The 22,630-nt window shown below is 65.7% G+C and carries 24 protein-coding genes; 17 read left to right on the forward strand and 7 right to left on the reverse strand.

Annotation, left to right across the window (positions count from 1 at the left end; genetic code table 11):
* Positions 1-248: 248 nt before the first annotated feature.
* The gene (locus V3596_RS04115) at positions 249-1,097 is read right to left on the reverse strand and encodes a GNAT family N-acetyltransferase (RefSeq protein WP_334276315.1); all 849 of its coding nucleotides are present in this window, start codon (positions 1,095-1,097) and stop codon (positions 249-251) included.
* Positions 1,098-1,241: 144 nt separating this feature from the next.
* On the opposite strand from V3596_RS04115, the gene V3596_RS04120 reads away from it, so the two are divergent.
* The 7 genes from V3596_RS04120 (at position 1,242) to ureG (ending at position 6,947) form a co-directional block, all read left to right on the forward strand.
* Entirely contained in the window at positions 1,242-1,619 is a 378-nt protein-coding gene (locus V3596_RS04120; protein WP_334276316.1) for a hypothetical protein, read from the forward strand.
* 257 nt (positions 1,620-1,876) lie between these two features.
* Positions 1,877-2,413, forward strand: a complete 537-nt coding sequence (locus tag V3596_RS04125; protein WP_334276317.1) for a hypothetical protein — start codon at positions 1,877-1,879, stop codon at positions 2,411-2,413.
* The gene (locus tag V3596_RS04130) at positions 2,410-3,096 is read left to right on the forward strand and encodes an ABC transporter ATP-binding protein (protein ID WP_334276318.1); all 687 of its coding nucleotides are present in this window, start codon (positions 2,410-2,412) and stop codon (positions 3,094-3,096) included. Before V3596_RS04125 ends, V3596_RS04130 begins: the two co-directional genes overlap by 4 nt.
* Positions 3,093-4,313: an FtsX-like permease family protein gene (locus tag V3596_RS04135; protein ID WP_334276319.1), complete on the forward strand. Its 1,221-nt coding sequence runs from the start codon at positions 3,093-3,095 to the stop codon at positions 4,311-4,313. Before V3596_RS04130 ends, V3596_RS04135 begins: the two co-directional genes overlap by 4 nt.
* A 10-nt stretch (positions 4,314-4,323) precedes the next feature.
* Positions 4,324-5,037 carry an outer membrane lipoprotein-sorting protein gene (locus V3596_RS04140; RefSeq protein ID WP_334276320.1) on the forward strand — a complete coding sequence of 238 codons (714 nt, stop codon included), beginning with the start codon at positions 4,324-4,326 and terminating at the stop codon, positions 5,035-5,037.
* Positions 5,038-5,216: 179 nt separating this feature from the next.
* A complete protein-coding gene (locus V3596_RS04145) occupies positions 5,217-6,245 on the forward strand; it encodes a hypothetical protein (protein ID WP_334276321.1) in 1,029 nt (342 codons plus the stop codon).
* Positions 6,246-6,299: 54 nt separating this feature from the next.
* Positions 6,300-6,947, forward strand: a complete 648-nt coding sequence (gene ureG / locus V3596_RS04150; protein ID WP_334276322.1) for an urease accessory protein UreG — start codon at positions 6,300-6,302, stop codon at positions 6,945-6,947.
* A 17-nt stretch (positions 6,948-6,964) separates the two neighbouring features.
* Here the strand turns inward: ureG and V3596_RS04155 are convergent, their stop codons facing one another.
* Both V3596_RS04155 and bfr read right to left on the reverse strand, forming a co-directional pair.
* Entirely contained in the window at positions 6,965-7,201 is a 237-nt protein-coding gene (locus tag V3596_RS04155) for a (2Fe-2S)-binding protein (protein ID WP_334276323.1), read from the reverse strand.
* A gap of 110 nt (positions 7,202-7,311) precedes the next feature.
* On the reverse strand, positions 7,312-7,794 hold the full coding sequence (bfr, locus tag V3596_RS04160) for a bacterioferritin (protein WP_334276324.1): 483 nt from the start codon (positions 7,792-7,794) through the stop codon (positions 7,312-7,314).
* A gap of 219 nt (positions 7,795-8,013) precedes the next feature.
* Here bfr and hemP point away from each other — a divergent pair, with 219 nt between their 5' ends.
* The 10 genes from hemP (at position 8,014) to V3596_RS04210 (ending at position 18,884) form a co-directional block, all read left to right on the forward strand.
* Complete coding sequence (hemP, locus tag V3596_RS04165; RefSeq protein ID WP_334276325.1) at positions 8,014-8,145, forward strand: hemin uptake protein HemP; 132 nt, start codon at positions 8,014-8,016, stop codon at positions 8,143-8,145.
* A gap of 79 nt (positions 8,146-8,224) precedes the next feature.
* A complete protein-coding gene (locus V3596_RS04170; RefSeq protein WP_334276326.1) occupies positions 8,225-10,405 on the forward strand; it encodes a TonB-dependent hemoglobin/transferrin/lactoferrin family receptor in 2,181 nt (726 codons plus the stop codon).
* Positions 10,406-10,421: 16 nt separating this feature from the next.
* Complete coding sequence (locus V3596_RS04175; protein WP_334276327.1) at positions 10,422-11,513, forward strand: hemin-degrading factor; 1,092 nt, start codon at positions 10,422-10,424, stop codon at positions 11,511-11,513.
* Entirely contained in the window at positions 11,507-12,361 is an 855-nt protein-coding gene (locus tag V3596_RS04180; protein ID WP_334276328.1) for a heme/hemin ABC transporter substrate-binding protein, read from the forward strand. The genes V3596_RS04175 and V3596_RS04180 overlap by 7 nt, the downstream gene beginning before the upstream one ends.
* A 29-nt stretch (positions 12,362-12,390) precedes the next feature.
* On the forward strand, positions 12,391-13,431 hold the full coding sequence (locus tag V3596_RS04185; RefSeq protein WP_334276329.1) for a FecCD family ABC transporter permease: 1,041 nt from the start codon (positions 12,391-12,393) through the stop codon (positions 13,429-13,431).
* A complete protein-coding gene (locus tag V3596_RS04190) occupies positions 13,431-14,219 on the forward strand; it encodes an ATP-binding cassette domain-containing protein (RefSeq protein WP_334276330.1) in 789 nt (262 codons plus the stop codon). Before V3596_RS04185 ends, V3596_RS04190 begins: the two co-directional genes overlap by 1 nt.
* A 1-nt stretch (position 14,220) precedes the next feature.
* The gene (locus V3596_RS04195; protein ID WP_334276331.1) at positions 14,221-14,865 is read left to right on the forward strand and encodes an energy transducer TonB; all 645 of its coding nucleotides are present in this window, start codon (positions 14,221-14,223) and stop codon (positions 14,863-14,865) included.
* Between the two features lie 27 nt (positions 14,866-14,892).
* Complete coding sequence (locus tag V3596_RS04200; protein WP_334276332.1) at positions 14,893-16,182, forward strand: DUF2325 domain-containing protein; 1,290 nt, start codon at positions 14,893-14,895, stop codon at positions 16,180-16,182.
* A 60-nt stretch (positions 16,183-16,242) separates the two neighbouring features.
* Positions 16,243-17,673 carry an aldehyde dehydrogenase family protein gene (locus tag V3596_RS04205; RefSeq protein ID WP_334276333.1) on the forward strand — a complete coding sequence of 477 codons (1,431 nt, stop codon included), beginning with the start codon at positions 16,243-16,245 and terminating at the stop codon, positions 17,671-17,673.
* A gap of 155 nt (positions 17,674-17,828) precedes the next feature.
* On the forward strand, positions 17,829-18,884 hold the full coding sequence (locus V3596_RS04210; RefSeq protein WP_334276334.1) for a collagen-binding domain-containing protein: 1,056 nt from the start codon (positions 17,829-17,831) through the stop codon (positions 18,882-18,884).
* Between the two features lie 9 nt (positions 18,885-18,893).
* Here V3596_RS04210 and V3596_RS04215 read toward each other — a convergent pair whose 3' ends face one another.
* Genes V3596_RS04215 through V3596_RS04230 form a run of 4 tightly spaced genes read right to left on the reverse strand, consistent with a single transcriptional unit; the run spans position 18,894 to position 21,931 of the window.
* Positions 18,894-19,889, reverse strand: coding sequence for a S49 family peptidase (locus V3596_RS04215; RefSeq protein ID WP_334276335.1), 996 nt, complete (start codon positions 19,887-19,889; stop codon positions 18,894-18,896).
* Between the two features lie 14 nt (positions 19,890-19,903).
* Entirely contained in the window at positions 19,904-20,296 is a 393-nt protein-coding gene (locus V3596_RS04220) for a Rieske (2Fe-2S) protein (protein WP_334276336.1), read from the reverse strand.
* Complete coding sequence (locus tag V3596_RS04225; protein WP_334276337.1) at positions 20,289-20,954, reverse strand: HAD-IA family hydrolase; 666 nt, start codon at positions 20,952-20,954, stop codon at positions 20,289-20,291. Before V3596_RS04225 ends, V3596_RS04220 begins: the two co-directional genes overlap by 8 nt.
* Positions 20,951-21,931, reverse strand: coding sequence for an RluA family pseudouridine synthase (locus V3596_RS04230; protein ID WP_334276488.1), 981 nt, complete (start codon positions 21,929-21,931; stop codon positions 20,951-20,953). The genes V3596_RS04225 and V3596_RS04230 overlap by 4 nt, the downstream gene beginning before the upstream one ends.
* Positions 21,932-22,630: the final 699 nt, after the last annotated feature.

Here is a 22,630-nt window from a genome sequence, read left to right on the forward strand (position 1 = left end):
TGAGATCGACCGCAGGGCCGAAGCCGCAAATTACCAGGAAAAGGGGTGCGAAAGAACGGTAGCTGTCGGGGCCGGCTCAATGCGGCGCGAACAGCCAGCCATGAGTCGCAGCGCAATGCTCGAGCGAGCGCAAGCCGGCGGCAGCAGGTGCCGGGCGTCGGTTGCGGTCGAGCAGCTTGGTCATGGTCTTGCAGTGCGCGGAGTGCCGGGATGGTAGCAGCCGAAGCCGCCCCGTGACAAAAGGCATCTCAGGCTGCGCGCTGGTCGCGGGTGGGCCGGCGCTGCATGCCCCAGTAGCGGCAATCGGCTTCGAAGCCAAGGGATTCATAAATGCCTATTGCAGCGTCAGCTGGATAAGCACACATCACCAGCAATTCAAGCTCCTGCTGCTCCAATCCAAAAAGGCAGGCGGCTTCAACCATGGCCGTGCACAAGCCCCGTCGGCGCCAGGCCGGATGTGTGGTGACATGCTGGAAGCGGCCAAGCATGCCATCGTGAAACAGGCCGCAGTCGGCCACCAGCTCGCCGCCTCGCCACACCCCGAACCAATGCCCGCGGCCCGCCTTCTCCATCGCCGCATAGCCCTGCATCTGGCGAAAGCGGTGCTCGCGGTAGCCCAGGGCCTGAAATCCGCTGGCGTCGGTTGCGTTGGCAGCGCATTGCAGATTCACAGCCGCGTCGAGCTGCTCGGGGTCCTGCAGGTCCAACGGCGCGAAGTGGAACCCGGTCGGCAACTCACGCAGCCCGCGCACAAGGCCGTCGGGCTCCAGCTTCAGCGCCACGCTGTCGAACACCTCGAAGCCGGCCCGCTGCCAGCTCAGGAGCGGCTCATGCGGCCGGCTGGCATCGAAGCCGATCGCCACATGGCCCGATTCGCGGGTGTGGCGGCCCACCTCCTCATCGAAGCGCTGCAGCCAGTGCGCCAGGCCATCGTCGCGCGGCGGAGCCGGCAGCAGAAGAAAGTTGCCCCAATAGAAATAGGGATTGGCCGGAGTGCGCACGACGATGCAGTCGCCCCGCTCTTCGATGATCCCGCTGAAGCGCGCAAAGATCAGGTCGGTGCGCCAGCCCAGCGAGAGCCGGTCCTGCAAGCTCATGTCTGCTCCCTTGTGTGTGGCCGCGATTCTGCCGCCGCGCCCGCGTGTCGTGTAACGCATTGCAACGCCATCCGCACAGGGTCAACTCTTGCCCAGGACCTCTCGTTGTGCACGTACCCTTTCACAACCGACGGAGAAATCCTGATGAATGCTCTGAAGACCGCACTGATCCCCGCCCTGCTGGCTTTCACCGGTCACCTGGCGATGGCGCAAACCGCTAACCCCACAACTGCAAGCACACCTGCAGCAACGGCAACAGGCACGACCACCGCAGCAACTCCGAGCACCACCACCCCGGCAACCGCCGCAACGGCCACGCCGGTTGCCAAGGAAGCGCCTGCGGCCACCGCCGCTGTGACGACAGCCGCAACGCCCGCCGCCACGCCGGCTGTCGCCACAGCACCTGCGGAAAAGCCCGTCGCAACCAAGCATGCGAAGGCAGCCAAGAACGCAGCCAAGCATGAAGTGAAGGCCGACGCCAAGGCAGCGATGACCACAGCTGCTGCGCCGCAGACCAAGTAAGCAGGCAACATCGGTTTGCTCGAGGTGCGGCTGGCGTCACGGTCCAGCGACAGCCGCCCAAAGAATCTGACATGACAACTCCGCGACGCCGCAAGGCTCGCGGAGTTTTCTCTTTTGCGCACAGCAGGTCGCTGCATTTCGCGCCGTGCTGGCAACGCTTGGCGCCGCACGTGGATCGCACATCGCAAGCGGGTGGCAGGTGTTCTTCAGGATCCCGAGACTGGCTGCATCGACAACCAATCCCTCGGAGATCCGACATGAAAGCCAAGCTCCCCGCCTTGCTGTTCTCGCTGCTCACCCTGATCGGCAGCGCCAGCGCAGCCACCGAAACACCGTTCGACGCGGCCTTCCAGCAATTCCAGATTGCACAACGCGACGACGCCGCCATCGAAGCCAGCGTCGAACAGTTCACCAAGTTGCTGGCCGCCGAGCCGGGCAGCCCGCTCCTGATGGCCTACACCGGCGCCGCCACCACCTTGCGTGCCCGCGCCGCGATGATGCCGTGGAAGAAGATGAGCCACGCTGAAGACGGCCTGGCCCTGATCGACAAGGCCTTGCAACTGCTGCAGCCGCAGCATGACCAGCAACTGCATCGCGGCACGGCCGTCTCTCTGGAGACCCGCTTCATCGCTGCCAACACCTTCCTGTCTCTGCCCTCGATGTTCAACCGCGCGGCACGCGGCGCCAAGCTGTTGGCCGACGTGCAGGCCAGCCCGATGTTCGCCCAGGCGCCGGCCGGCTTCCAGAACGCAGTGCGTGAGCGCGCCGCCAAGCTGGCCAAGGACGCCAAGTGAGCAGCACCGTTGTCGAGCTGCGCCAGGTACGCAAGACCTATCGCCTGGGTATCCATCGCGTGCCCGCATTGCGCGGGGTGGACCTGAGCGTAGCCAGTGGCGAACTGCTGGCATTGACCGGACCTTCAGGCAGCGGCAAGAGCACCATCCTGAATCTCTGCGGGCTGATCGACAGGCCGGATGAGGGCCAGATCCTGCTCGGCGGCGAGCCGGTCGACCTGCGCCGTGATCGCGAGGCCACCTTGCTGCGCCGCGATGCCATTGGCTTCGTCTTCCAGGGCTTCAATCTGGTGCCGGTGATGACGGCGGCCGAGAACGTCGACTACCCGCTCTTCCTCGCGGGCGTGGCGGCTGCCGAGCGCAAGGAGCGCGTCGCCGCTGCGCTGGCATCCGTGGGCCTGAGCGAGCATGCGCATCACAAGCCGGATGCACTCTCCGGCGGGCAGCGCCAGCGCGTGGCCATTGCCCGCGCGCTGGTCAAGCGTCCGCGTCTGGTGATCGCCGATGAACCCACGGCCAGCCTTGATTCGGAGACCGCCGAGCAGGTGCTGGGCCTGATGCGCGAGCTCAGCCGCCGCCAGGGCGCGGCCTTCCTGATCGCCACGCACGACGAACGCCTGACCACGCGCTGCGACCGGATCATCGCCCTGCATGACGGCCGCATCGAGGAGTCCCTGCAATGAGCGCCGCCATGAAATGGCTGCAGTTCGCCTGGCTCAATACCCGGCGCAATGGCCGCCGCTCGGCCGTCACGTTGGCCATCGCAGCACTGGGCACCGCAGCCATGCTGCTGGCTGGCGGCTTCGCGATCTTCACGTATCAGAGCCTGGCTCAATCAGCGGCCCGCAGCACCGGCCACCTGGTCATCGCCAAGGCCGAGCAATTCACGAAGGATGAAGACCAGCCTCTGCAACACGGCATGGAAGGCTGGGAGTCCATGCGCCAGCGCATGCTGCTGGACGCCGACGTGCGCCAGGTGCTGCCGCGGGTCGAGTTCAGCGGCCTGATCTCCAATGGCGACAAGTCCACCGTGATGATGGGCAGCGGCATCGACCCCGATGCCGAGTTTGCGATCAAGGGTCCCTTCCTCACGATCAAGGAAGGCGCAGCATTGACCAGTGGCCAAGGCATGGCCGTGATGCTGGGCGAAGGCCTGGCGCGCAGCCTCAAGGCCAAGCCCGGAGACATGCTGACGCTGCTGGCCAGCACCACGGCAGGCGCCATGAATGCCATCGACGTGCAAGTGCAAGGCGTGTTCTCGACCGGCATTGCCGAGATGGACAAGCGCGCGCTCTACATCGACGTGAAGAGTGCCCAGGCCTTGCTGGACACCCAGCGCATTTCTTCTCTGGGCGTGTTCCTCAAAGGCATGGAAGCCACCGATGCAGCACAAGCGCGGATGCATGCCTTGCTGCCCGAGTTGACCGTGCGCACCTGGCTGGATCAGGCCATGTTCTATCGCAGCGTCAAGCAGCTTTATGACCGCATCTTCGGTGCACTGGGGATGATCATTGCGGTGATCGTGATCTTCGTTGTCAGCAATGCGATGGCCATGGCCATCATCGAGCGAACCCGCGAGATCGGCACCTTGCGAGCACTCGGCACGCTGCCTGGCCAGTTGCAGCGCACGCTGGCGCTCGAAGGCATGTTGCTCGGCGGCGGTGGCGCGGTACTCGGTGCCTTGCTGTCACTGGGCTTCAGCCTCTTCCTGATGGTCGTGCCGGTGAACATGCCGCCGCCACCGGGCTACTCCAAGGGCTATCCGCTCAACATCGCCATCGACCCGCAGCTCTACGCCCTCACGCTGGCCGCCATGCTGGTGCTGGCACTGTTGGCCTCGGCCTGGGTCGCCCGCAAGACCGTGCGCCTGCCCATCGTCGCGGCCTTGGCCCATACCTGAGATCCTCCCGATGAAAACGCTATTGATTGCCCTCGCCCTGGCGGCCCCGCTGGCCCAGGCAGCCGATGTCGCCACGATGCTGAAGAACGCCGATGCCTTCCGCGGCAGCGGCCAGCAGCAGATCGACACACTGATCGAGGTGTCGAACCCCGATGGCAGCCCCGACAAGGAGCGCCGCTACACCGTGCTGACCGCGCCCGAGCGCCGCTCGCTGGTGCTGATGACGAGCCCCGCGGAGAAGGGCCAGAAAGTCTTGATGCTGGGCGATGATTTCTGGCTGCTGATGCCGGGCAGCCAGCGGCCCATGCGCATCACGCCGACTCAGCGCCTGCTGGGAGATGCTTCGACCGGCGACATCGCCACGCAATCCTGGAGCGAAGACTATGAGGGAGCGCTGATCGGCGAAGAGCGCTGCGAAGCGCTGGCTTGCTGGCATCTGCAGTTGAAGGCCAAGCGCCGTGGCGTGACCTACCAGCGCATCGAGCTGTGGCTGGGAAAGGCGCGGCACGAGCCCTTGCATGCCGAGCTCTATGTCCAATCCGAGAAGCTGGCCAAGAAGGCACGCTTCATCATGGACAAGACGCAGGTCACCGAGATGGTGCTGCAGGATGCGCTGAGCAACCGCAAGCTGACGCATGTGCGCTACCAGAGTCGCAAGCCGCGCCAGGTGCCGCAGAGCTGGTTCAACCCGATGTTCCTGGCGCGCAGCCCGGTGCTCGAATGAGGGCAGCGCTCTTGCTTCTCGCGCTGGCTGCGGGTGCGGCGCAGGCCGATATGTCCGGGCAACTGAGGCCGCAATGGCAGCAACGTACAGGCTCAGACCAGGGGCCACTGGCAGCAGCGGAAGCATTGCAGCCAGGGATAGCGCCGACTCCGCGTCCGGTCGCGATGATCGAGGCCGAGTTGCGCGGCCAACATGGGCCGCTGGCGGGCGCACTCTATCTGCAACACAGCCGGCCCGCAGGTGGACCGGCAAGCTCGCGCGCCGTCGTGCAGGAGCTCTATGCCTCGGGCGAGCTGGGGGAGTGGCAGTTCAGCGCGGGTCGCAAGCTTGTGGCCTGGGATGTGGGCTTTGGCTTCAGGCCGAACGACGTGGTGGCTCGCGAAGAGCGACGCACGCTGCTGTCGGCCATGAGCCGCGGCCGGCCGCTGGTGCAGGCCGAGTACTTCACGGCCGAGACGGCCTGGAGCTTCGTCTGGGTCAATCCGCAATCCGGCAGCGATGCGCGACTGGGCGATGAGCAGGCCTTCGCAATGCGCGTGTACAAGCGCCAGGGTTCGACCGATTTGCATGGCATCGCGCGCTGGGGCGAGCACACGAGGGCAAGCGTCGGCGCAGCCTTCTCTTCAGTGATTGGAGACAGCCTCGAGCTGCATGGCTCGGCCCGCGCGATGCAGCACAGCGATGTCTGGCGCATGAGCTCATCTGCCAGCCCGCTTGCAGGCAGCAACCCTTGGCGCCTGCAACGCGGCGATGCCTCAGCGCAAGTCCTGCTCGGTGGCAGCTGGACCGGCGAGAGCAAGCTCAGCGTGATGATGGAAGCCTGGTGGGATGGCAGTGCCTTGAGCGACTCACAGTGGCGCGGCTGGCAGGCGCGCAACGCCGCTGTGCTCTCTCTGACCGGCCGCGCGCCCTCAGCCGTGGTGGCGGGCAACCTGGCTTGGCAGACGCAGGCCTTCAACAACGGCAGCCTGCGCCGTCGCAACCTCTACGCACGCCTGGCCTGGGACCACGAAGGCTGGCATCCCGCCATTGACACCTTGTGGACGCCCGGCGACGGCGGCCGCATCAGCAGCGCCTCACTGGGCTGGTCCGGCAACCGCTGGCGCGTCGATGGCGGCGTGCGCATCTACGGCGGCAACAGGAACAGTGTCATCGCGCAGTTGCCAACGCGCCGGCTCGGCTATCTGGCTGCCACGTACTCGTTCTAGCTGGCACCATACTTGCGGAGGTCATTTCTTCACCATTTGCCTGCGAGACCCGACATGAGCTCATCCCTGCACCAGATCCCCGGCCGCACCCGCAAGCTGCCGCCGCTGCGCATTGGCGTGGGCGGGCCGGTCGGCTCGGGCAAGACGACGCTGGTGGAAGTGCTGTGCAAGGCACTGCGCATGCGCTACGACCTCGTCGTCGTCACCAATGACATCTACACCAAGGAAGATCAGCGCCTCCTGACCGTGGCCGGCGCGCTGGAGCCCGATCGCATCATGGGCGTGGAGACCGGTGGTTGCCCGCATACCGCAATCCGTGAAGATGCCTCGATCAATCTGGAGGCCGTGGACCGCATGCTGGGCCTGTTCCCGAATGCCGACATCGTCTTCATCGAAAGCGGTGGCGACAACCTGGCTGCGACCTTCAGCCCCGAGTTGTCGGACCTGACGATCTACGTGATCGACGTGGCGGCCGGCGAGAAGATCCCTCGCAAGGGCGGGCCGGGCATCACCAAGAGCGACCTGTTCGTGATCAACAAGACCGATCTTGCGCCCTATGTCGGGGCAAATCTGGAGGTGATGGAGGCCGACACGCGACGCATGCGGCCGAACCGGCCGTTCGTGATGAGCAACCTGAAGACCGGCGCCGGGCTGGATCAGGTGATCGACTTCATCGAGACCAAGGGCCTGCTGAAGGCCTGACGAAAAAAAGCGGCCACTCAGGCCGCTTGCAGCGTGATCACGCGGCGCTGGGGCGCGGGCTCGCTCATGCAGTGCGCCGCGCCGTGGCAGCGGTTGATGGCGGCGTCGAACTCTTCGCGCGCGCAATCCAGGCAGCTACCGCAAGCCGAGCCCACGGAGGTCTCGTCCTGCAGCAATTCGAAATTGCGCACGCCAGATGCCACCGCATGGCGGATGTCGCGGTCAGAAACTCGGCGGCAGAGGCAAACAATCATGGCGGCTGCGGGGCAATTCCGATGGAATGCCCGCAGCATAACGCAAATGCGAACCCTTCTCAATCACGTTCGCGATAGGCACATTGCGGCAAGGGCATGCGAACCAGGCGTCAGCTGCCCGCGCCTTCACCGACCTGGCTCTGCAGCCAGTTCTGCTCGCCCAGTTGGGCAACCAGGCCGATCTGGGTTTCCAGATGGTCGATGTGATCTTCGGTGTCCTTGAGGATGGCTGCGAGGATCTCGCGCGAGACGTAGTCGCGCACCAGCTCGCACTGGGCGATGCCGTCTTTCAGCACGGCCAGCGAGCCCACCTCGATGCGCAGATCGCATTCCAGCGTTTCAACCGCGCTTTCGCCGATGTAGAGCTTGCCGAGGTCTTGCAGATTGGGCAGCCCGTCAATCTGGAGGATGCGCTCGATCAGCTTGTCGGCGTGCTTCATCTCCTCGATCGACTCCTCGTACTCATGCTTGGCCAGGCGCAGCAGACCCCAGTTCTTCAGCATGCGGGCATGCAGGAAATACTGGTTGATCGCAGTCAGTTCGTTCTTCAGCTGGGCGTTCAGAAACTCCAGCACCTTCGCGTCGCCTTGCATCTTGTTCTCCTGAGGAAATTGACTGCCGGCCATTGTGCTTCGGCCGGGAATTGCACGGCCATATTTCCATGTTGTTCCGGCCGTACTGCGAAGCCTTCGCAATGGCATGCAGCAGTCATGCCATCGATTTTATTGCGCTTGCGAATCATTCTCATTTATAGTTGCTGCATGCCCATTCAACTCCCCGTCCAAGCGCCACTGCCGCAGCAGGCATCGCCCATGCCAGCCTCGGCCGCCCGGCTGAGCAGCGAGGCCCTGCTACGCGGCCGTCGCGAGGTCGAGATCGAGCATGCCGGCCAGGTCTACCGGCTGCGATTGACCACCCTCGGCAAGCTGATCCTGACCAAGTAGCTCCTCCTCCTCACCTGTCATCACCGCACCAGCCAGCTAGAGCGCCAGCCCGTGCCAGTCACCTCACAAGGACTCGCCCATGCTGTCGCGCAAGACTCCGGTCGCGCTGGCGCTCGTCGCCCTCTTCGGCTCTGCACAGAGCCAAACCGCCCCCGCTCCTGCCACTGACCCCACTCGCCTGGGCGAGTTGACCGTCAGTGCCACCCGCACCGAACGCAGCACCGACGCCGTGCCCAGCACGGTGACGGTCTACGACAAGAAGCGCCTGCAGCAACGCGAAGCCCGCGACCTGAAGGACCTGCTCGAGAACGAGGTCGACATCGCCGTGCGCGCCGTCGCGCCGCGCTTCACCGCCGCCGGCGCATCGACCGGCCGCGGTGGCAATGAAGGCATCAACATCCGCGGCCTCGAAGGCAACCAGGTGCTGATGATGATCGACGGCATCCGCATGCCGCAGAGCTTCAGCTTCGGCGCCTTCGCCAGCGGCCGCGCGGACTACATGGACACCGACATGCTGGCCAGCGCCGAAGTGCTGCGCGGCCCGGCCTCGGTCCAGTTCGGCAGCGATGGCCTGGGTGGCGCCTTGAGCTTGCGCACGCTGTCGCCGTCCGATCTGCTGGTCAACGGCAGGAAGCAAGCCGGCTTCGTCACGCTGGGCGCACTGAGCACCGACAACTCGAAGAAGGCCACGGCCGCCTTCGCTGCTTCTTCCGGCGATTGGGAAGGCCTCCTGATGGCCACTGTCCGACGCGGCCACGAGACCAAGAACCAGGGCGAGAACGAAGCGCTGAACGCCACACGCACCGCACCCAACCCGACCGATATCACGAGCGAAACGGTGATGGGCAAGCTGGGCCTGAAGATCGACGCCCGGCAGCGCCTGATGGCCACGCTGGAAGCGCGCCGTCGCAAGATCGATACCGATGTGATCAGCGCCCGCGCCGCGACGTTCAGCGCTGCCACGCCCACCGCCGTGGTGTCACTGCGGGCGAATGACAAGCTGGATCGCCAACGCTTCTCGCTCGAGCATCACTATGAGGACCTGAATGCCGAATGGCTGCAGTCCTTGAAGACGACGGTCTATGTGCAGGACAGCGAAACCCGCCAGTACGCCTTTGAAGATCGCCACGTGTCGGCCGACCGCACCCGTGACGGCTCCTACAAGGAAAAGCTGATCGGCCTTTCCAGCATCGGCCAGACGCAGCTGAGTGGTCAGCGCCTGAGCTATGGCCTGGATGTCAGCCGCAACCGCATCGCAGGCCTGCGCGACGGCACGGTGCCGCCGGCTGGCGAGGCGTTCCCGAACAAGCCCTTCCCCGACACCGACTACACGCTGGCCGGCGCCTTCGTGCAGGACGAGATCGAGGCCGGGGACTTCAGCCTGATCCCGGCCCTACGCTTCGAGCACTATTCGCTCAAGCCCAAGGCGGACGGCTACACCGGCGGCACCGTGGTGGCGCTGTCAGACCAGGCCGTCACGCCGCGCCTGGGCCTGATCTGGCGCGCGGCGCCGGGTTTCCAACCCTATGCGCAATGGTCGCAAGGCTTCCGCGCACCGACGCCGGACCAGGTCAACAACGGCTTCGCCAATCCGGCCCAGGGCTACCGCAGCATTGGAAACCCCGACCTGAAGCCTGAGCATGCGAACAGCCTGGAAGCTGGCGTGCGCGGCAAGGTCACTGAAACGCTGCGCTGGCAGTTGAGCGCCTTCGACAACCGCTACCGCGACTTCATCAGCCAGGAAGTGGCGAGCGGCGCCGGCACGACCGCCAACCCCTTGGTGTTCCAGTACGTCAATCTCGCAAGGGCCCGCATCCGCGGTGCTGAAGCGCGACTGATGTGGCAAGCGATGCCAGGTCTGTCGTTCAGCACCGCCATCTCGCAAGCCCGCGGTCACAGCGAGCGTGCTGGCATCGAAACGCCGCTGGACACCGTGCAACCAACGCGCGCCAGCTTCGCTGCGCGCTGGGAAACAGGCGACTGGGAACTGCAGGCTTCGTGGCTGCACAGCGCGGCCAAGCCGGCTTCGCGCACCAGCGCCGCGACCAACTTCCTGCCCCCCAGCTACGACGTGCTGGACCTGGGCGCCACCTACAACATCAGCAAGGGCTTGCGCCTCGCTGCCTTCATCACCAATGCCACCGACAAAAAGTACTGGCGCTGGTCTGACGTGCGCGGCATCGCCGCCAACAGCACCGTGCTCGATGCCTATACCGCCTCCGGCCGTCAACTGCAGCTGTCGCTGCGCGCCGACTTCTGATCAAGGAAAGGAAACCATGCAAGCCAGCTTTGAAAGCATCCGCCAGGCCTTTGCCTCGGCACGCCAGCAAGCCGACAAGCCAGCGCGCCACCGCGACATCGCGGCACGGCTGGCGGTCTCCGAAGGCGAACTGATTGCCGCCCATTGCGGGCGGTTCGCTCCCGACGAATCGCCGCTGCAAGCCCGCCGCCTGCGCGCCGAGTGGAGCCTGCTGATCGAGTCGCTGGAACCGCTCGGTGAATTGCTGGCGCTAACCCGCAACGAGTCCTGCGTGCACGAGAAGGTCGGCGTCTATGCCAATGCCAGCACGCAGCACGGCGTCGGCCTGGTGCTTGGCGGCGCCATCGACCTTCGCGTGTTCTATTCGCAATGGGCTCACGGCTTTACGATTGCAGAGCGCCTAGCAGACGGCGCCGTGCAGCGCAGCCTGCAATTCTTCGACCCGGCCGGCCAGGCCGTGCACAAGATCTTCCTGCGCCCCGGCACCAATGTCGCGGCGTTTGAATCGCTGGTCGAACTGTTCCTGGCCGACGACCAGCAGCCTGGCATCGAGCTGGGCCAGGCCTGGTCCGACGCGGCTGAGAAGCCGGATTCGGAAGTCGACGTGAAGGCTTTCCGCGAGGCCTGGGCTTCGATGCGCGACACGCACGAGTTCTTCGGCATGCTCAAGCGCTTCGGCGTCTCGCGCACCCAGGCCCTGCGCCTGGCGGATCCCGGATTCGCCCAGCCGCTGGCTGCGGCAAGCGCGCAGGAACTGCTCAGCCGCGCGGCTCAGGAGGCCGTGCCCATCATGTGCTTCGTTGGCAACCCCGGAATGATCCAGATCCACAGCGGCGCCGTGAAGCGAGTAGCCGTGATGGGGCCATGGCTCAATGTGCTGGACTCGGGCTTCAACCTTCATCTTCGCGAAGACCACATCGCCAGCGCTTGGGCTGTGCGCAAGCCCACCAGCGACGGATTGGTCTGTTCGCTGGAACTGTTCGACGACAGGCAACAGCTGATCGCCCAGTTCTTCGGCGAGCGCAAGCCGGGCCAGGCCGAGCGCTGCGACTGGCGCGAGCTGCTGGAAAGCCTGACCGACACGGCGCCATCGGAGGCCGCATGCTGAACCGCCGCGCCTTGCTGGCGCTGGCGCCTGCCGCGCTGGCATTGCGGCAAGCCCATGCAGCGCCGGCGCAGCGCCTGATCAGCGTCGGCGGCTCTATGACCGAAGTGGTCTATGCGCTGGGCGCCGAAGCCTCGCTGGTCGGTGTGGACAGCACCTCGGTCTACCCGGCCGTTGCACGCATGCTGCCGGACGTTGGCTACATGCGAACACTGTCGGCCGAAGGCCTGCTGGCGCTGGCGCCAACGCTGGTACTCGCGACCGAAGACGCCGGCCCGCCGGCCGTCCTGCGCCAGCTCGAACTGGCCAAGGTGCCGCTGCACATCCTGCGCTCGGAGCACCGGTTCGAAGGCCTGCTGGCGCGCGTCGAGCGTGTCGGCGAACTGCTCGGACGAACGCCGCAAGCTCGCGCGCTGGTTGAACGCATGCGCAATGGCTGGGCGACCGGTCAGCAGCGCGTGCAACAGCTCAGCCAGGCGAGCAAGCCGCCGCGCGTGCTCTTCGTGCTGGCTCACAGCATGGCGCAATTGCGCATTTCAGGCGAAGGCACGGCTGCGGATGCCATGCTGACCTACGCCGGCGCTCGCAACGCACTGGCTGGCGTGAGTGGCTACAAGCAGCTGACGCCTGAAGCGGCTATTGCCGCTGCGCCGGACGTGATCCTGACGACCAATGAGGGCCTGCAAGCCGCCGGCGGCATCGCGCCGCTCTTGCAAGCACCAGGGCTGGCCTTGACGCCAGCAGGTCGCGCCAAGCGCGTCATTGCATATGACGCGCTGGAGCTGCTCGGCTTCGGCCCGCGCCTGCCGCAGCTGCTGCCCAGATTTGCCGAGTCCTTGTACAAGGCATGAAGCAAGATTTGACCCTAGGCGGCGCCGTCATGCCAGCACGCAAGCTGTCGCGCCTCTCGTCTGTCGCAGCAATGACCTTGCTGACGCTGGTGGCGGCTGTCGTGTGCGCCCAGGTGGGCGCGCTGCCGATTCCTTTGGGCGACTGGCTCTTGCCACCCTGGGTGCAGACCGAGGCCTTCAGCGGCAGCGCGCATGTGCTGTGGCAACTGAGGCTGCCGCGCCTGGTGCTGGCCATGGCTGTCGGCGCCGCCCTGGCCTTGGCAGGCTCGCTGGCGCAAGCGCTGTTCCGCAATCCCATGGCCGACCCGGCCTTGCTGGGTGTCAGCAGCGGCGCAGGCGCGGCCGTGGCCTTGTCGCTGACCGTGTTTGCCAGCCTGCAGTTTGCGCTGCCGCCGGCCTTTCGGATGTGGATGCTGCCGATGGTCGGCTTCGCGGGTGCGCTGATCGTCTGCTTCGCGCTTGAACGGATGGCGCGTTGGCTTGCGCCGGGCTCGATCGCCGGGCTCCTGCTGACCGGCCTGGCCTTGCAGGCGATGTGCTTCGCGCTGATCGGCCTGTGCAGCAACCTCGCCAACGACGAGCAACTGCGGGCCATCAACTTCTGGACGCTGGGCTCGCTGGCCGGTGCGAACTGGATCATGGCTGGCGTGATGCTGGTCGCCCTCGCGCTGGGTTCCTCGGTCGCGCTGCGGATGGCCCAAGGGCTCAATGCCTTGGCCTTGGGCGAAGCCGCTGCGGCGCACGTGGGCATTGAGGTGCAGGGTCTGCGAGTTCGCTCCATCGCCCTGCTGGCCCTGCTCAGCGCGCTCGCCGTGGCCTGGTGCGGAAACATCGGCTTTATCGGCCTGATGGCGCCGCATCTGGCGCGCCAGTTCGTCGGCGCCGATCAACGCCGCTTGATTCCGGTTGCCATGGTGAGCGGCGCCCTGCTGCTGCTGATTGCAGACACGCTGGGCCGCACGGTCGCGAGCCCGGCCGAAGTGCCGGTGGGCGTGTTCAGCGCCTTGATCGGAGCGCCCTGGTTCCTCTGGCTGCTCAGAAGCGCGATGCGAAAAACGGGGAGTGCTTGATGAGTGCGCTGATGAAGATCGACAACGCAACGCTGGTCCTTGGCAGGCAGCGGTTCGGCCCTTTCAATCTGATGCTGCGGCCGGAAGAACGTGTGGCAATTCTTGGCCCCAGCGGCGCCGGCAAGTCCAGCCTCCTGAAGCTGCTGGCGCGAGAGCTGGCGCCGGCCAACGGCAGCCTTGTCCTCGATGGCCGCGCGCTGGCCGAATGGCCGATCGCCAGCCTTGCCCGCCGCCGCGCGGTCCTGCCACAAACCCACGGCGTGGCCTTTGGGCTGCCGGTGGAACTGGTCGTCACCCTGGGGCGCGTTGCGCTGCGCAACGACCCGCAACAGGCGCGAATTGCCGAACTGGCCATGGCGCAGGCGCAGGCGAGCCACCTGATCGGCCGACGCTTCGACAGCCTCTCCGGCGGCGAGCAGGCGCGCGTGCAATTGGCCCGCGTGTTTGCCCAAGCCTGGGACGAGCGCAAAGGCCTCTTGCTGTTTGACGAGCCGCTGGCCGCGCTGGACCCCGGCCTCACCCTGGAGCTGATGCAGGCCATGCAGCATTTCGCGACCGAGCGCGGCCATGCGCTGGTGGCGGTACTGCATGACTTGAACATCGCCCTCAATCACTTCGATCGCCTGTGGCTGCTGCGCGAAGGCCGCATCCTCGCCGATTGCGATGCCGTGCCTGCCTGCCTGCCGCTGCTGGAGCAGCTCTATGGCGTACGCATGCGCCTGCTGCGCGACGCCGAGGGTCTGGCGGTGCTGGCCAGCCCGCTGCAGTGCCTGGCCCAGGCCGCCTGAGATGAACAAGACCGGTCTCGCATTGACGGCGGCGGTGCACGGCCTGGCGCTGATGCTCGCCATGCCGGGCACAGGGCTGTATCCAAAGGCCCAGGCCGCGGTCCTGACGACACGCCTGATTCCAGCAGCGGTCGCAGCAACACCGGCTCCCCGGCCTCAAGCGCAGGTGCCCACGCTGCCAAGCCCGGCGATGCCAGCGCTGCTGTCGGCGCCGGAGTTCCAGGTCATCGCCGCAGCTGAGACCGGCGCTGCTCCGCCCTCTGCCGCAGTGCAAACGGCGCCGCAAGTCATTGCGGCGGCCGCAGCGCCGGCACCTGCCGCCATCCGTGCCGAGCAGCCGCCGCAAGCAAGCTATCAACCGGCCGCGCTGCCACCTGAACACGGCACCTGCAGCGCTCGTGGCGTGGAGCGGCGCTACCCAGCCATGCTGCGCGAGCGCGGCGTCCAGGGTCAGGTTCTGCTGCGTGTGCAGGTCAATGAGCAAGGCCGCGCGGCCGAGGTGCTTGTGCAAGGTGGCAGCGGCTGGCGCCTGCTTGACGAAGCGGCACGCCAGATCGCCATGGCCTGCCCCTATCTGCCGGCACGGCGCGGCGAGCAGCGCCTGGCAGCCTGGGTCGAGTACCCAATCCGCTTCGCCCTGCAGTGAGTGTTTTTCAAGAGGAGGAGGAAGGCCGTGTGCGACAAAGAGATTAGCAACAACATCTTCAGCCGGCTGCCCATTGAGAGCAGCGGCCCCAGCGCGCCGCTGGCATTGCCGGTGCCGGCCTCGGTGAGCCAGCAAGGCTCTCGCCGTCGACGCTTGTGGGAAATGCCCTCGCAGGCGCTTTGCCCGGTGATCGGCGTCTGCCTGCCAATGCCGCTCTTGCGTCGACGGCTGGCCAAGGTGCTGGGCGGCCTGGCCATGGCGGGCGACTACGAGCTGCACTGCGGCGCCATCAACGATTGCAACCGGCGCTCGCCCATCGCCGAGCTCCTGCAGAAGGAGTTGGATCAGCGCTATGCGCCCGCGCTGCGCCTGTCCGCCCAGCACAAGAGCACGGAAGCCCTGGCGCGCTGGTGGGCCGCTGCCCAGCATGGCAACGACGTGCCCGGCGCGCTGTGGGCCACCTTGACGCATGCACGTTGCGATACCGCGTTGCAGGAGCTGGTGCTGCGCGGCATCCACATGCTGCAGCACCAGGTGGGCAGTGCCGAGCGTGCCGACCTGGTGCGGATCGACACCCTGCAAGAGGAGAACCGCGTGCTCGGGCGCGAGCTGGCGCAGGCGCAGAGCCGCAACACGCGCTTGACTCAAGAGCGGGCTATCGAGATGGAGCGCCTGCAAGCCGACAATCTGCGCATGCGCGCCGAGCTGGTCGGTCGCGACACGCTTCTGGCCGGCCTGCGCGAAGAGATGCAGGCCCTCGAGGCCGCCGTGCCCGGCTTGCGCCATCGCCAGGAGCAGTCGGAACATATCCGCGTGCAACTGGCCCGCATCCATGAATTGGAGCGCAGCTTGCTGATCGCGCAGCAACAGCAGCAGCGCGAACGCCGCCGCGCCGAAGATGCACTGCAGGCGCTGGCTGCGGCGAGTTCGGTGACGACTCTCGCCGACGCTGAGCAAGCCCTGCCCGAACTGAAGGAACGCTCGGTGCTTTGCGTGGGCGGCCGCCAATCCGTCGTGCCCGTCTATCGCCAGCTGATCGAGCGAACCGGCGGTCGCTTCCTTCATCATGACGGCGGCGACGAAGATGCCGTGGGCAAGCTGGACGCAAGCCTGGCCGCTGCCGACCTGGTGATCTGCCAGACCGGCTGCATCAGCCATGACGCCTACTGGCGCGTGAAGGACCATTGCAAGCGCCACGGCAAGCGCTGCGTCTTCGTCGACAAGCCCAGCGCGAGCAGCCTGGAGCGAGCACTGGGCGGCTTGGGCGGGCCGGGCAACGAGGAACCCGCATTGACGGCAAGCCGCACCAAACCCTGAGCAAAGGCTGTCCGGCTTGGCAATTAGATATATTTGCAATATTCCAACTGCGAGCCTCTCATGCAAGCCAACTACATTGCCGGCCAATGGCTGAACGGCGTCAGCGAACGGCCCAACATCAACCCCTCGGACACCGAGGACCTGGTCGGCCACTACGCCCAGGCCGACGCAGCTCAGGCCGAAGAAGCCATTGCGGCCGCGCATGCCGCCGCACCCGCCTGGGGCCTGAGCAGCCCGCAAATGCGTGCCGACGCACTCGACAAGATCGGCAGCGAGATTCAGGCCCGCCGCGAGGAGTTGGGCCAGATGCTGGCCCGAGAGGAAGGCAAGACCTTGCCCGAAGCCATCGGCGAGGTGGGCCGCGCCGCCGCGATCTTCAAGTTCTTCGCGCAGGAGGCCTTGCGCGTGCGGGGCGACAAGCTGGCCTCGGTGCGGCCCGGCATCGAGATCGAGGTGACCCGCGAGCCGCTGGGCGTCGTCGGCATCATCACGCCCTGGAATTTCCCCATCGCCATTCCCGCCTGGAAGATCGCGCCGGCACTGGCCTATGGCAACACCGTGGTGTTCAAGCCGGCCGAGCTGGTGCCGGGCTCGGCCTGGCTGCTTGCCGACATCATCTCCCGCGCAGGCCTGCCGGCCGGTGTGTTCAACCTGGTAATGGGGCCGGGCTCGGTCGTTGGTCAGGCCCTCTTGGATGACCGGCGCGTGGCCGGCATCAGCTTCACCGGCTCACAAGCCACCGGACAGCGTGTGGCGCTCGCCGCGGTCAAGCGTGGCGCCAAGTTCCAGCTGGAGATGGGCGGCAAGAACCCGCTCGTGGTGCTGGCCGACGCCGACCTGGAACAGGCAGTGAACTGCGCCATCCAGGGCGGCTTCTATTCGACCGGCCAGCGCTGTACCGCCTCGAGCCGCATCATCGTGGAGCGTTCGATCTACACCCGCTTCGCCGAGCGCATGACCGAGCTGACGCGTGCACTGCGGGTCGGCCATGCATTGAAATCGCAGACGCAGGTCGGGCCTGTGGTCGATGCGAGCCAATTGCAGCAGGACCTCGATTACATCGCCATTGCGCGCCAGGAAGGCGCCCGCCTGTTGGCCGGCGGCGAGCTCCTGACGCTTGAAAGACCCGGCCACTACCTGGCACCTGCCTTGTTCGGCGATTGCGACAACGCGATGCGCCATTGCCAGGAGGAAATCTTCGGCCCGGTCCTGAGCCTGATTCCCTGCGACAGCTACGAGCACGGCCTGAAGCTCGCCAACGACACGCCCTTCGGCCTCTCCAGCGGCATCTGCACCAGCTCCCTCAAGCACGCCAGCCATTTCAAGCGAAATTCGCAGGCCGGCATGGTGATGGTGAACTGCCCCACGGCAGGCGTGGACTATCACGTGCCCTTCGGTGGCCGCAAGGGCTCCAGCTACGGGCCGCGCGAGCAGGGCAGTTACGCGGCGGAGTTCTTCACCAGCGTCAAGACCAGCTATATCCAGGCCTGAATCCGTGCACTAACTCACACGCGGTCCCGCGCTTCACCCGAACTCGGGGGAAGCGCGGGGCCGGCCCCTCTTCCTAGAATTCGCGCTGCTCGCCGGACCTACGCGCCACACAGCGATTGACGGCGAAACAACAACTTCGGATGAGGGATGAGGGAATGAAGACAGGTCGATCCAGGCTGGGCGGCGCACCGCTGCGCGCCGTCAAGGGCATTTGCGCCGGCATGCTGCTGGCCATGGCCACCGCCGCACAAGCCAGTCCGGTGGTGAACCTCGGGGCCGCAGGCGACTACAGCGGCTTCTTTTTCGGCAACCTGACCGCTCACTCCGACATCGAAGGCCGGCTGGCCGTGCGCGGCAATGTCGACATCAACAGCATCACGGTCGGTTATCGCAACCCGTCTGCGCGTGGTGCAGACGGCAGCGCTGCACCCAGCCTCGTCGTTGGCGGCAACGTGAAGATCCGCGACGGTGCGATCTACAACGGGCCGACCGATGCCGGGGTCAACACCAACATCGGCATGGGCCCGGCCCAGGCTGCATGGCTGTCTGGCGGCGTGCAGCAAGGCACCGGCATCTATGGCGGCGCTGACCTCGGCTCGGCCAAGCACCTGTCACTGAGCAAGGGTGAACAAGCAAACATTCAGCAGATGTTCACCGACACCGCCACGCTGTTGCGCGGCCTCTCCGGCGAGCTCGGCACGCTTGGCAATACCGGCACGATCACGCGCGGCTGGGATCTGCGCTTGCATGGCGGCAGCGCCAAGCCGGGCGCAGGCCTGCAGATCTTCAATATCGGCGACAGCGTTCTGAAGGCCTTCACGCTCGATGCGAGCAGCTTCGACAGCGACGACTACATCGTCATCAACCTGACGGCCAGTGGCACCTTGAAGTTCGGCTACGACTACCTGGGCAGCAATCTGGCCGCCTTCGCCGACCGCCTGATCTTCAATGTGATGAACGCCGACAAGGTCGAACTGCACTCCGGCTACGGCACCCTGCTGGCTTCTCAGGCCGACATCATTGCCGCCAGCTCCGGCCATTGGGAGGGCACGGTGATTGCGAACAACATGCTGTCGACCATCGAGATCGGCTACGAGCCGATGCGCGAGCAGGCCTTGCCGGCCCGCGTGCCCGAACCGCAAGGCCTGGCCCTGGTGGCCCTGGCGCTCGGCGCCATGGTATTGGCGCTGCGCCGCCGCAGCACCCGCTGATCCTCACTATCAGCGGATATCGCCGAACTTGCGCAGCGCCTTGACTGCGCCCTCACCCATGGCCGCGCCGAAACGCTTGGCCAGGCGTTCGGCCACGTTGTCGTGCGGCGTGTAGTCGATCACCTCTTCGGCCTTGATCACTTCCCGCGCGACAAAGTCCAGGCTGCCGAACTGGTCGGCCAGGCCCATCTTGATCGCCTGCTCGCCGTTCCAGAACAGGCCGGAGAAGGTCTCCGGCGTTTCCTTCAGGCGCTTGCCGCGGCCTTCCTTGACGACAGCAATGAACTGGGCGTGGATCTGGTCCAGCATCGCTTGCGCATAGGCGCGCTGCGGGGCTGACATGGGCGTGAACGGGTCCAGCATGCCCTTGTTGCTGCCCGCGGTCAGCAGGCGGCGCTCGACGCCGAGCTTTTCCATCAGGCCGGTGTAGCCAAAACCATCCATCAAGACGCCGATCGAGCCGACGATGGAAGCCTTGTCCACATAGATCTCGTCGGCGGCAGCGGCAATGTAGTAGGCACCGGAGGCACAGATTTCCTCGACCACCGCATAGACCTTCTTGTGGTGAATGGCCTTCAGTCGCTGGATCTCGTCATAGACGATGCCGGCCTGTACCGGGCTGCCGCCGGGCGAATTGATGCGCAGCACCACGGCCTGTGTGCCCTCGTCCTCGAAGGCATTCTTCAAGGCCGAGATCATCAGCTCGGCACTGGCATCTGAATCGACCGCAATTTCGCCGCGCAGCTCGATCAAGGCGGTGTGCGGCGTGTTCGGTGCACTGCCATGGTGACGCTGCGAGAAGAACAAGACCCAGGCCAAGGTGAAGAAGAAGGCCAGCCAAAGCAGCCGGAAGAACACGCGCCAGCGGCGCTCGCTGCGGCGGTCCGCCAGATAGCTCTGCGCGAACTGGGCCAGCAACTGTTCGTAGCCGGCAGCGCGCTCCGGTGCTGAAGATGAAGATGCCGGCTTCGGATCGGGAAAAGGCTGGGGCAGGTCGTCGTTCATTTCAGGGCGCTCAATCAATCTTCAAAAGCCGGCTTGGTATCGCGGGAAGGATACCAATACACGTGGCCTTCCTTCTCGGCCACATCGATCTTGGTCAGGCCCATGCGGCCGCACATGCCGGTGACACAACTGCCGGTCAGCGGGTCGTACACCGCGCCGTGGATGGAGCACATGATGTACTCCTTGTCAGCGTCGAGAAACTCGCCCTCCTGCCAGTCCATCTCGGTGGGCACATGGGCGCAGCGGTTCAGGTAGGCCACCACCTGGCCTTCGAAGCGCAGCGCAAAGGCGCGCGCCGGCTGGCTGTATTGCAGGACGTCGAAGCTGTGGGCGCGGCCGCGCTCTTCCAGCTCATTGGACGCACACAGGGGCTGGCCAAGCGGCTTGTTGTCTTGTTCTTCAGGCATGGTCGAGCAGCCAGCGCTGCAATTCGGGAACGGAGTGGCAAATATGCAGCGCGCCGAATGCCGTGAGTTCGGCGGGGTCATGCGCGCCATAGCCAACGCCCAGGCTGGCGGTGCCGGCATTGAGGGCGAGTTGCAGGTCGTGGCTGGTATCGCCGATCATCAAGGTGCGCTCCGGCTCGGTGCCAAATTCGCGCATCAACTGCAAGAGCATGGTCGGGTCGGGCTTGCCGGCGGTTTCGTCGGCGGTGCGGGTGCCGTCGAACAAGCCCTGCAGGTCGGGTGCTTGCAGCACCCGGTCCAGGCCCTTGCGGCTCTTGCCCGTGGCAACGGCCAGCCAGTGGTGGCGGGCCTTGAGCTCGCGCAGCATCTCCAGTGCGCCTTCAAACAGGCTCAGTTGGTCTTCAGCGGCAAAGAAGTGGCGGCGAAAGGCCTGGCCCAGTTCGGGATAGCGCTCGCGGGGCAGGGTCGGCATCGCATGCGCCAGGGCCTGGTAGAGGTCCAGGCCGATCACGTAGCTGGCCTGCTCGTCGCTGGGCACGGGCAGGCCAAGGTCTGAAGCGGCAGCTTGGATGCATTGGCCGATCAGCGCCGTAGAGTCGTAAAGCGTGCCGTCCCAATCAAAGACGATCAGATCGAAACGCTGCGGCCGGCGGCTCATGGACGCAGCGCCTTCACCAGGTCGGCACAGTCTTGCGGCAGCTCGGCCAGCAACTCCAGCGTCTCGCCGCTGGCCGGATGGGTGAACTGCAGGCGCTTGGCATGCAGAAACATGCGGTCGAACTTCAAGGCACCACGGGCCATCGCCCGGTTGGCTTCAAAGTCGCCATACTTGGGATCGCCAACAATGGGGTGGCCGGCGTGCGCCAGGTGCACCCGGATCTGGTGCGTGCGGCCGGTCTTGATCGTCACATCCAGCAGGCTGAAGCCCCTGAGTTTCTGCGCAACCCGCACCAGGCTGATCGAACGCTTGGCCTGATCGGCCTGCGGATCGTGCGAGTTCTCGACCACCCGCACCCAGCGCTCACCATCGCTGCCGGTGAACTTCAGCAGCGCAACGTCGATGACCTTCTTGTTCTCGGCCCAGTCGCCGATCACCAGGGCCGCATAGGTCTTGCCGGTTTCGCGCTCGCGGAACTGGTCTTGCAGGGCGGTGAGCGCGCTGCGCTTCTTGGCGATCAGCAAGAGGCCCGAGGTTTCCTTGTCGAGACGGTGCACCAGTTCGAGGAACTTGGCCGTCGGACGGGCCTGACGCAATTGCTCGATCACGCCGAAGCTCACACCCGAGCCGCCGTGCACCGCCACGCCGGCCGGCTTGTTGACGGCGATCAGGTGATCGTCCTCGAAGACGACGGGAAATTCCTTGGCCGGCACGACCGGACCTGCCGCTTTTTCAGGCAGACGAACTGGCGGTACGCGGACTTCGTCACCGATCTCAAGCCGGGTGTCGGCATGGGCCCGGCCCTTGTTGACCCGCACCTCGCCGGCCCGGATCACCCGGTAGACGTGAGTCTTGGGCACACCCTTGAGTTCCCTCAGGAGGAAATTGTCCAGGCGCTGGCCGGCCGAGCCTTCATCCACGGTCACTCGTCGTACCTGCGGCCGCTCTTGCACCGGGGCCGGTGCGGGAGCCAGTATCGGTTTGGGCTTGGCTGTCGCGGCAAGCAGGGGCTTGGGCTTCTTCGCAGCGGCCGGCCGCTGGGTTTTGGCCCGTATAATGTTGCTCACCACAAGTCCGCTCTAAGTGTTTGATTTATCAGATTTTACCTGTGCGAACAGTGCGGGAACGCTGAAAGCTGACGGTGGCGACAGGGGAGGAGCGCAAGTTCCGGCCCGGTCAAACAACCCGGTGATGCAAGGTGCCATCGCGGCATGCGGGCCTGATCCCCAAGTGAGCAGGCGGCGGGCGGCGTAGCACCTGAAGCGCAAGTAGAGAAGAACGAGCCATGCCGACTTTGCCTATCAAGGGCGGCATCAGACAAAGGTTTTTTTGAGCCAGCAGGCCGGTCGGCTATTTGTCAGACCGCCTGGTGGCAGCGTCCAACAGTCCGCGCCATGAGCACGAATCCCCTCACCCCCCACCGCCTTCGCGCGCTGCCCCGGCCTGTTGCCGGCGCAGCCCTCGGCCGTGGCCGGGCCGCATCGCCAAGAGCGTTGCGTCAACGGGACCCTGCTACTGCGCCGTCTGTCGTCACGCACGCGCCAACGCTGCGCTGCTGAAACGAAGCCAAGCTTCGATCAAGCACCAGTCCAGGGCGATTCCTTCCTCGGTTCCTCACGAAAGCGCATGCATCGAACAGTCGCCCTGACCGGCATCCGGTCAGGCGACGGCATGCT

The sequence above is a fragment of the Roseateles microcysteis genome, from assembly GCF_036880965.1.
Lineage (GTDB): Bacteria > Pseudomonadota > Gammaproteobacteria > Burkholderiales > Burkholderiaceae_C > JAUASW01.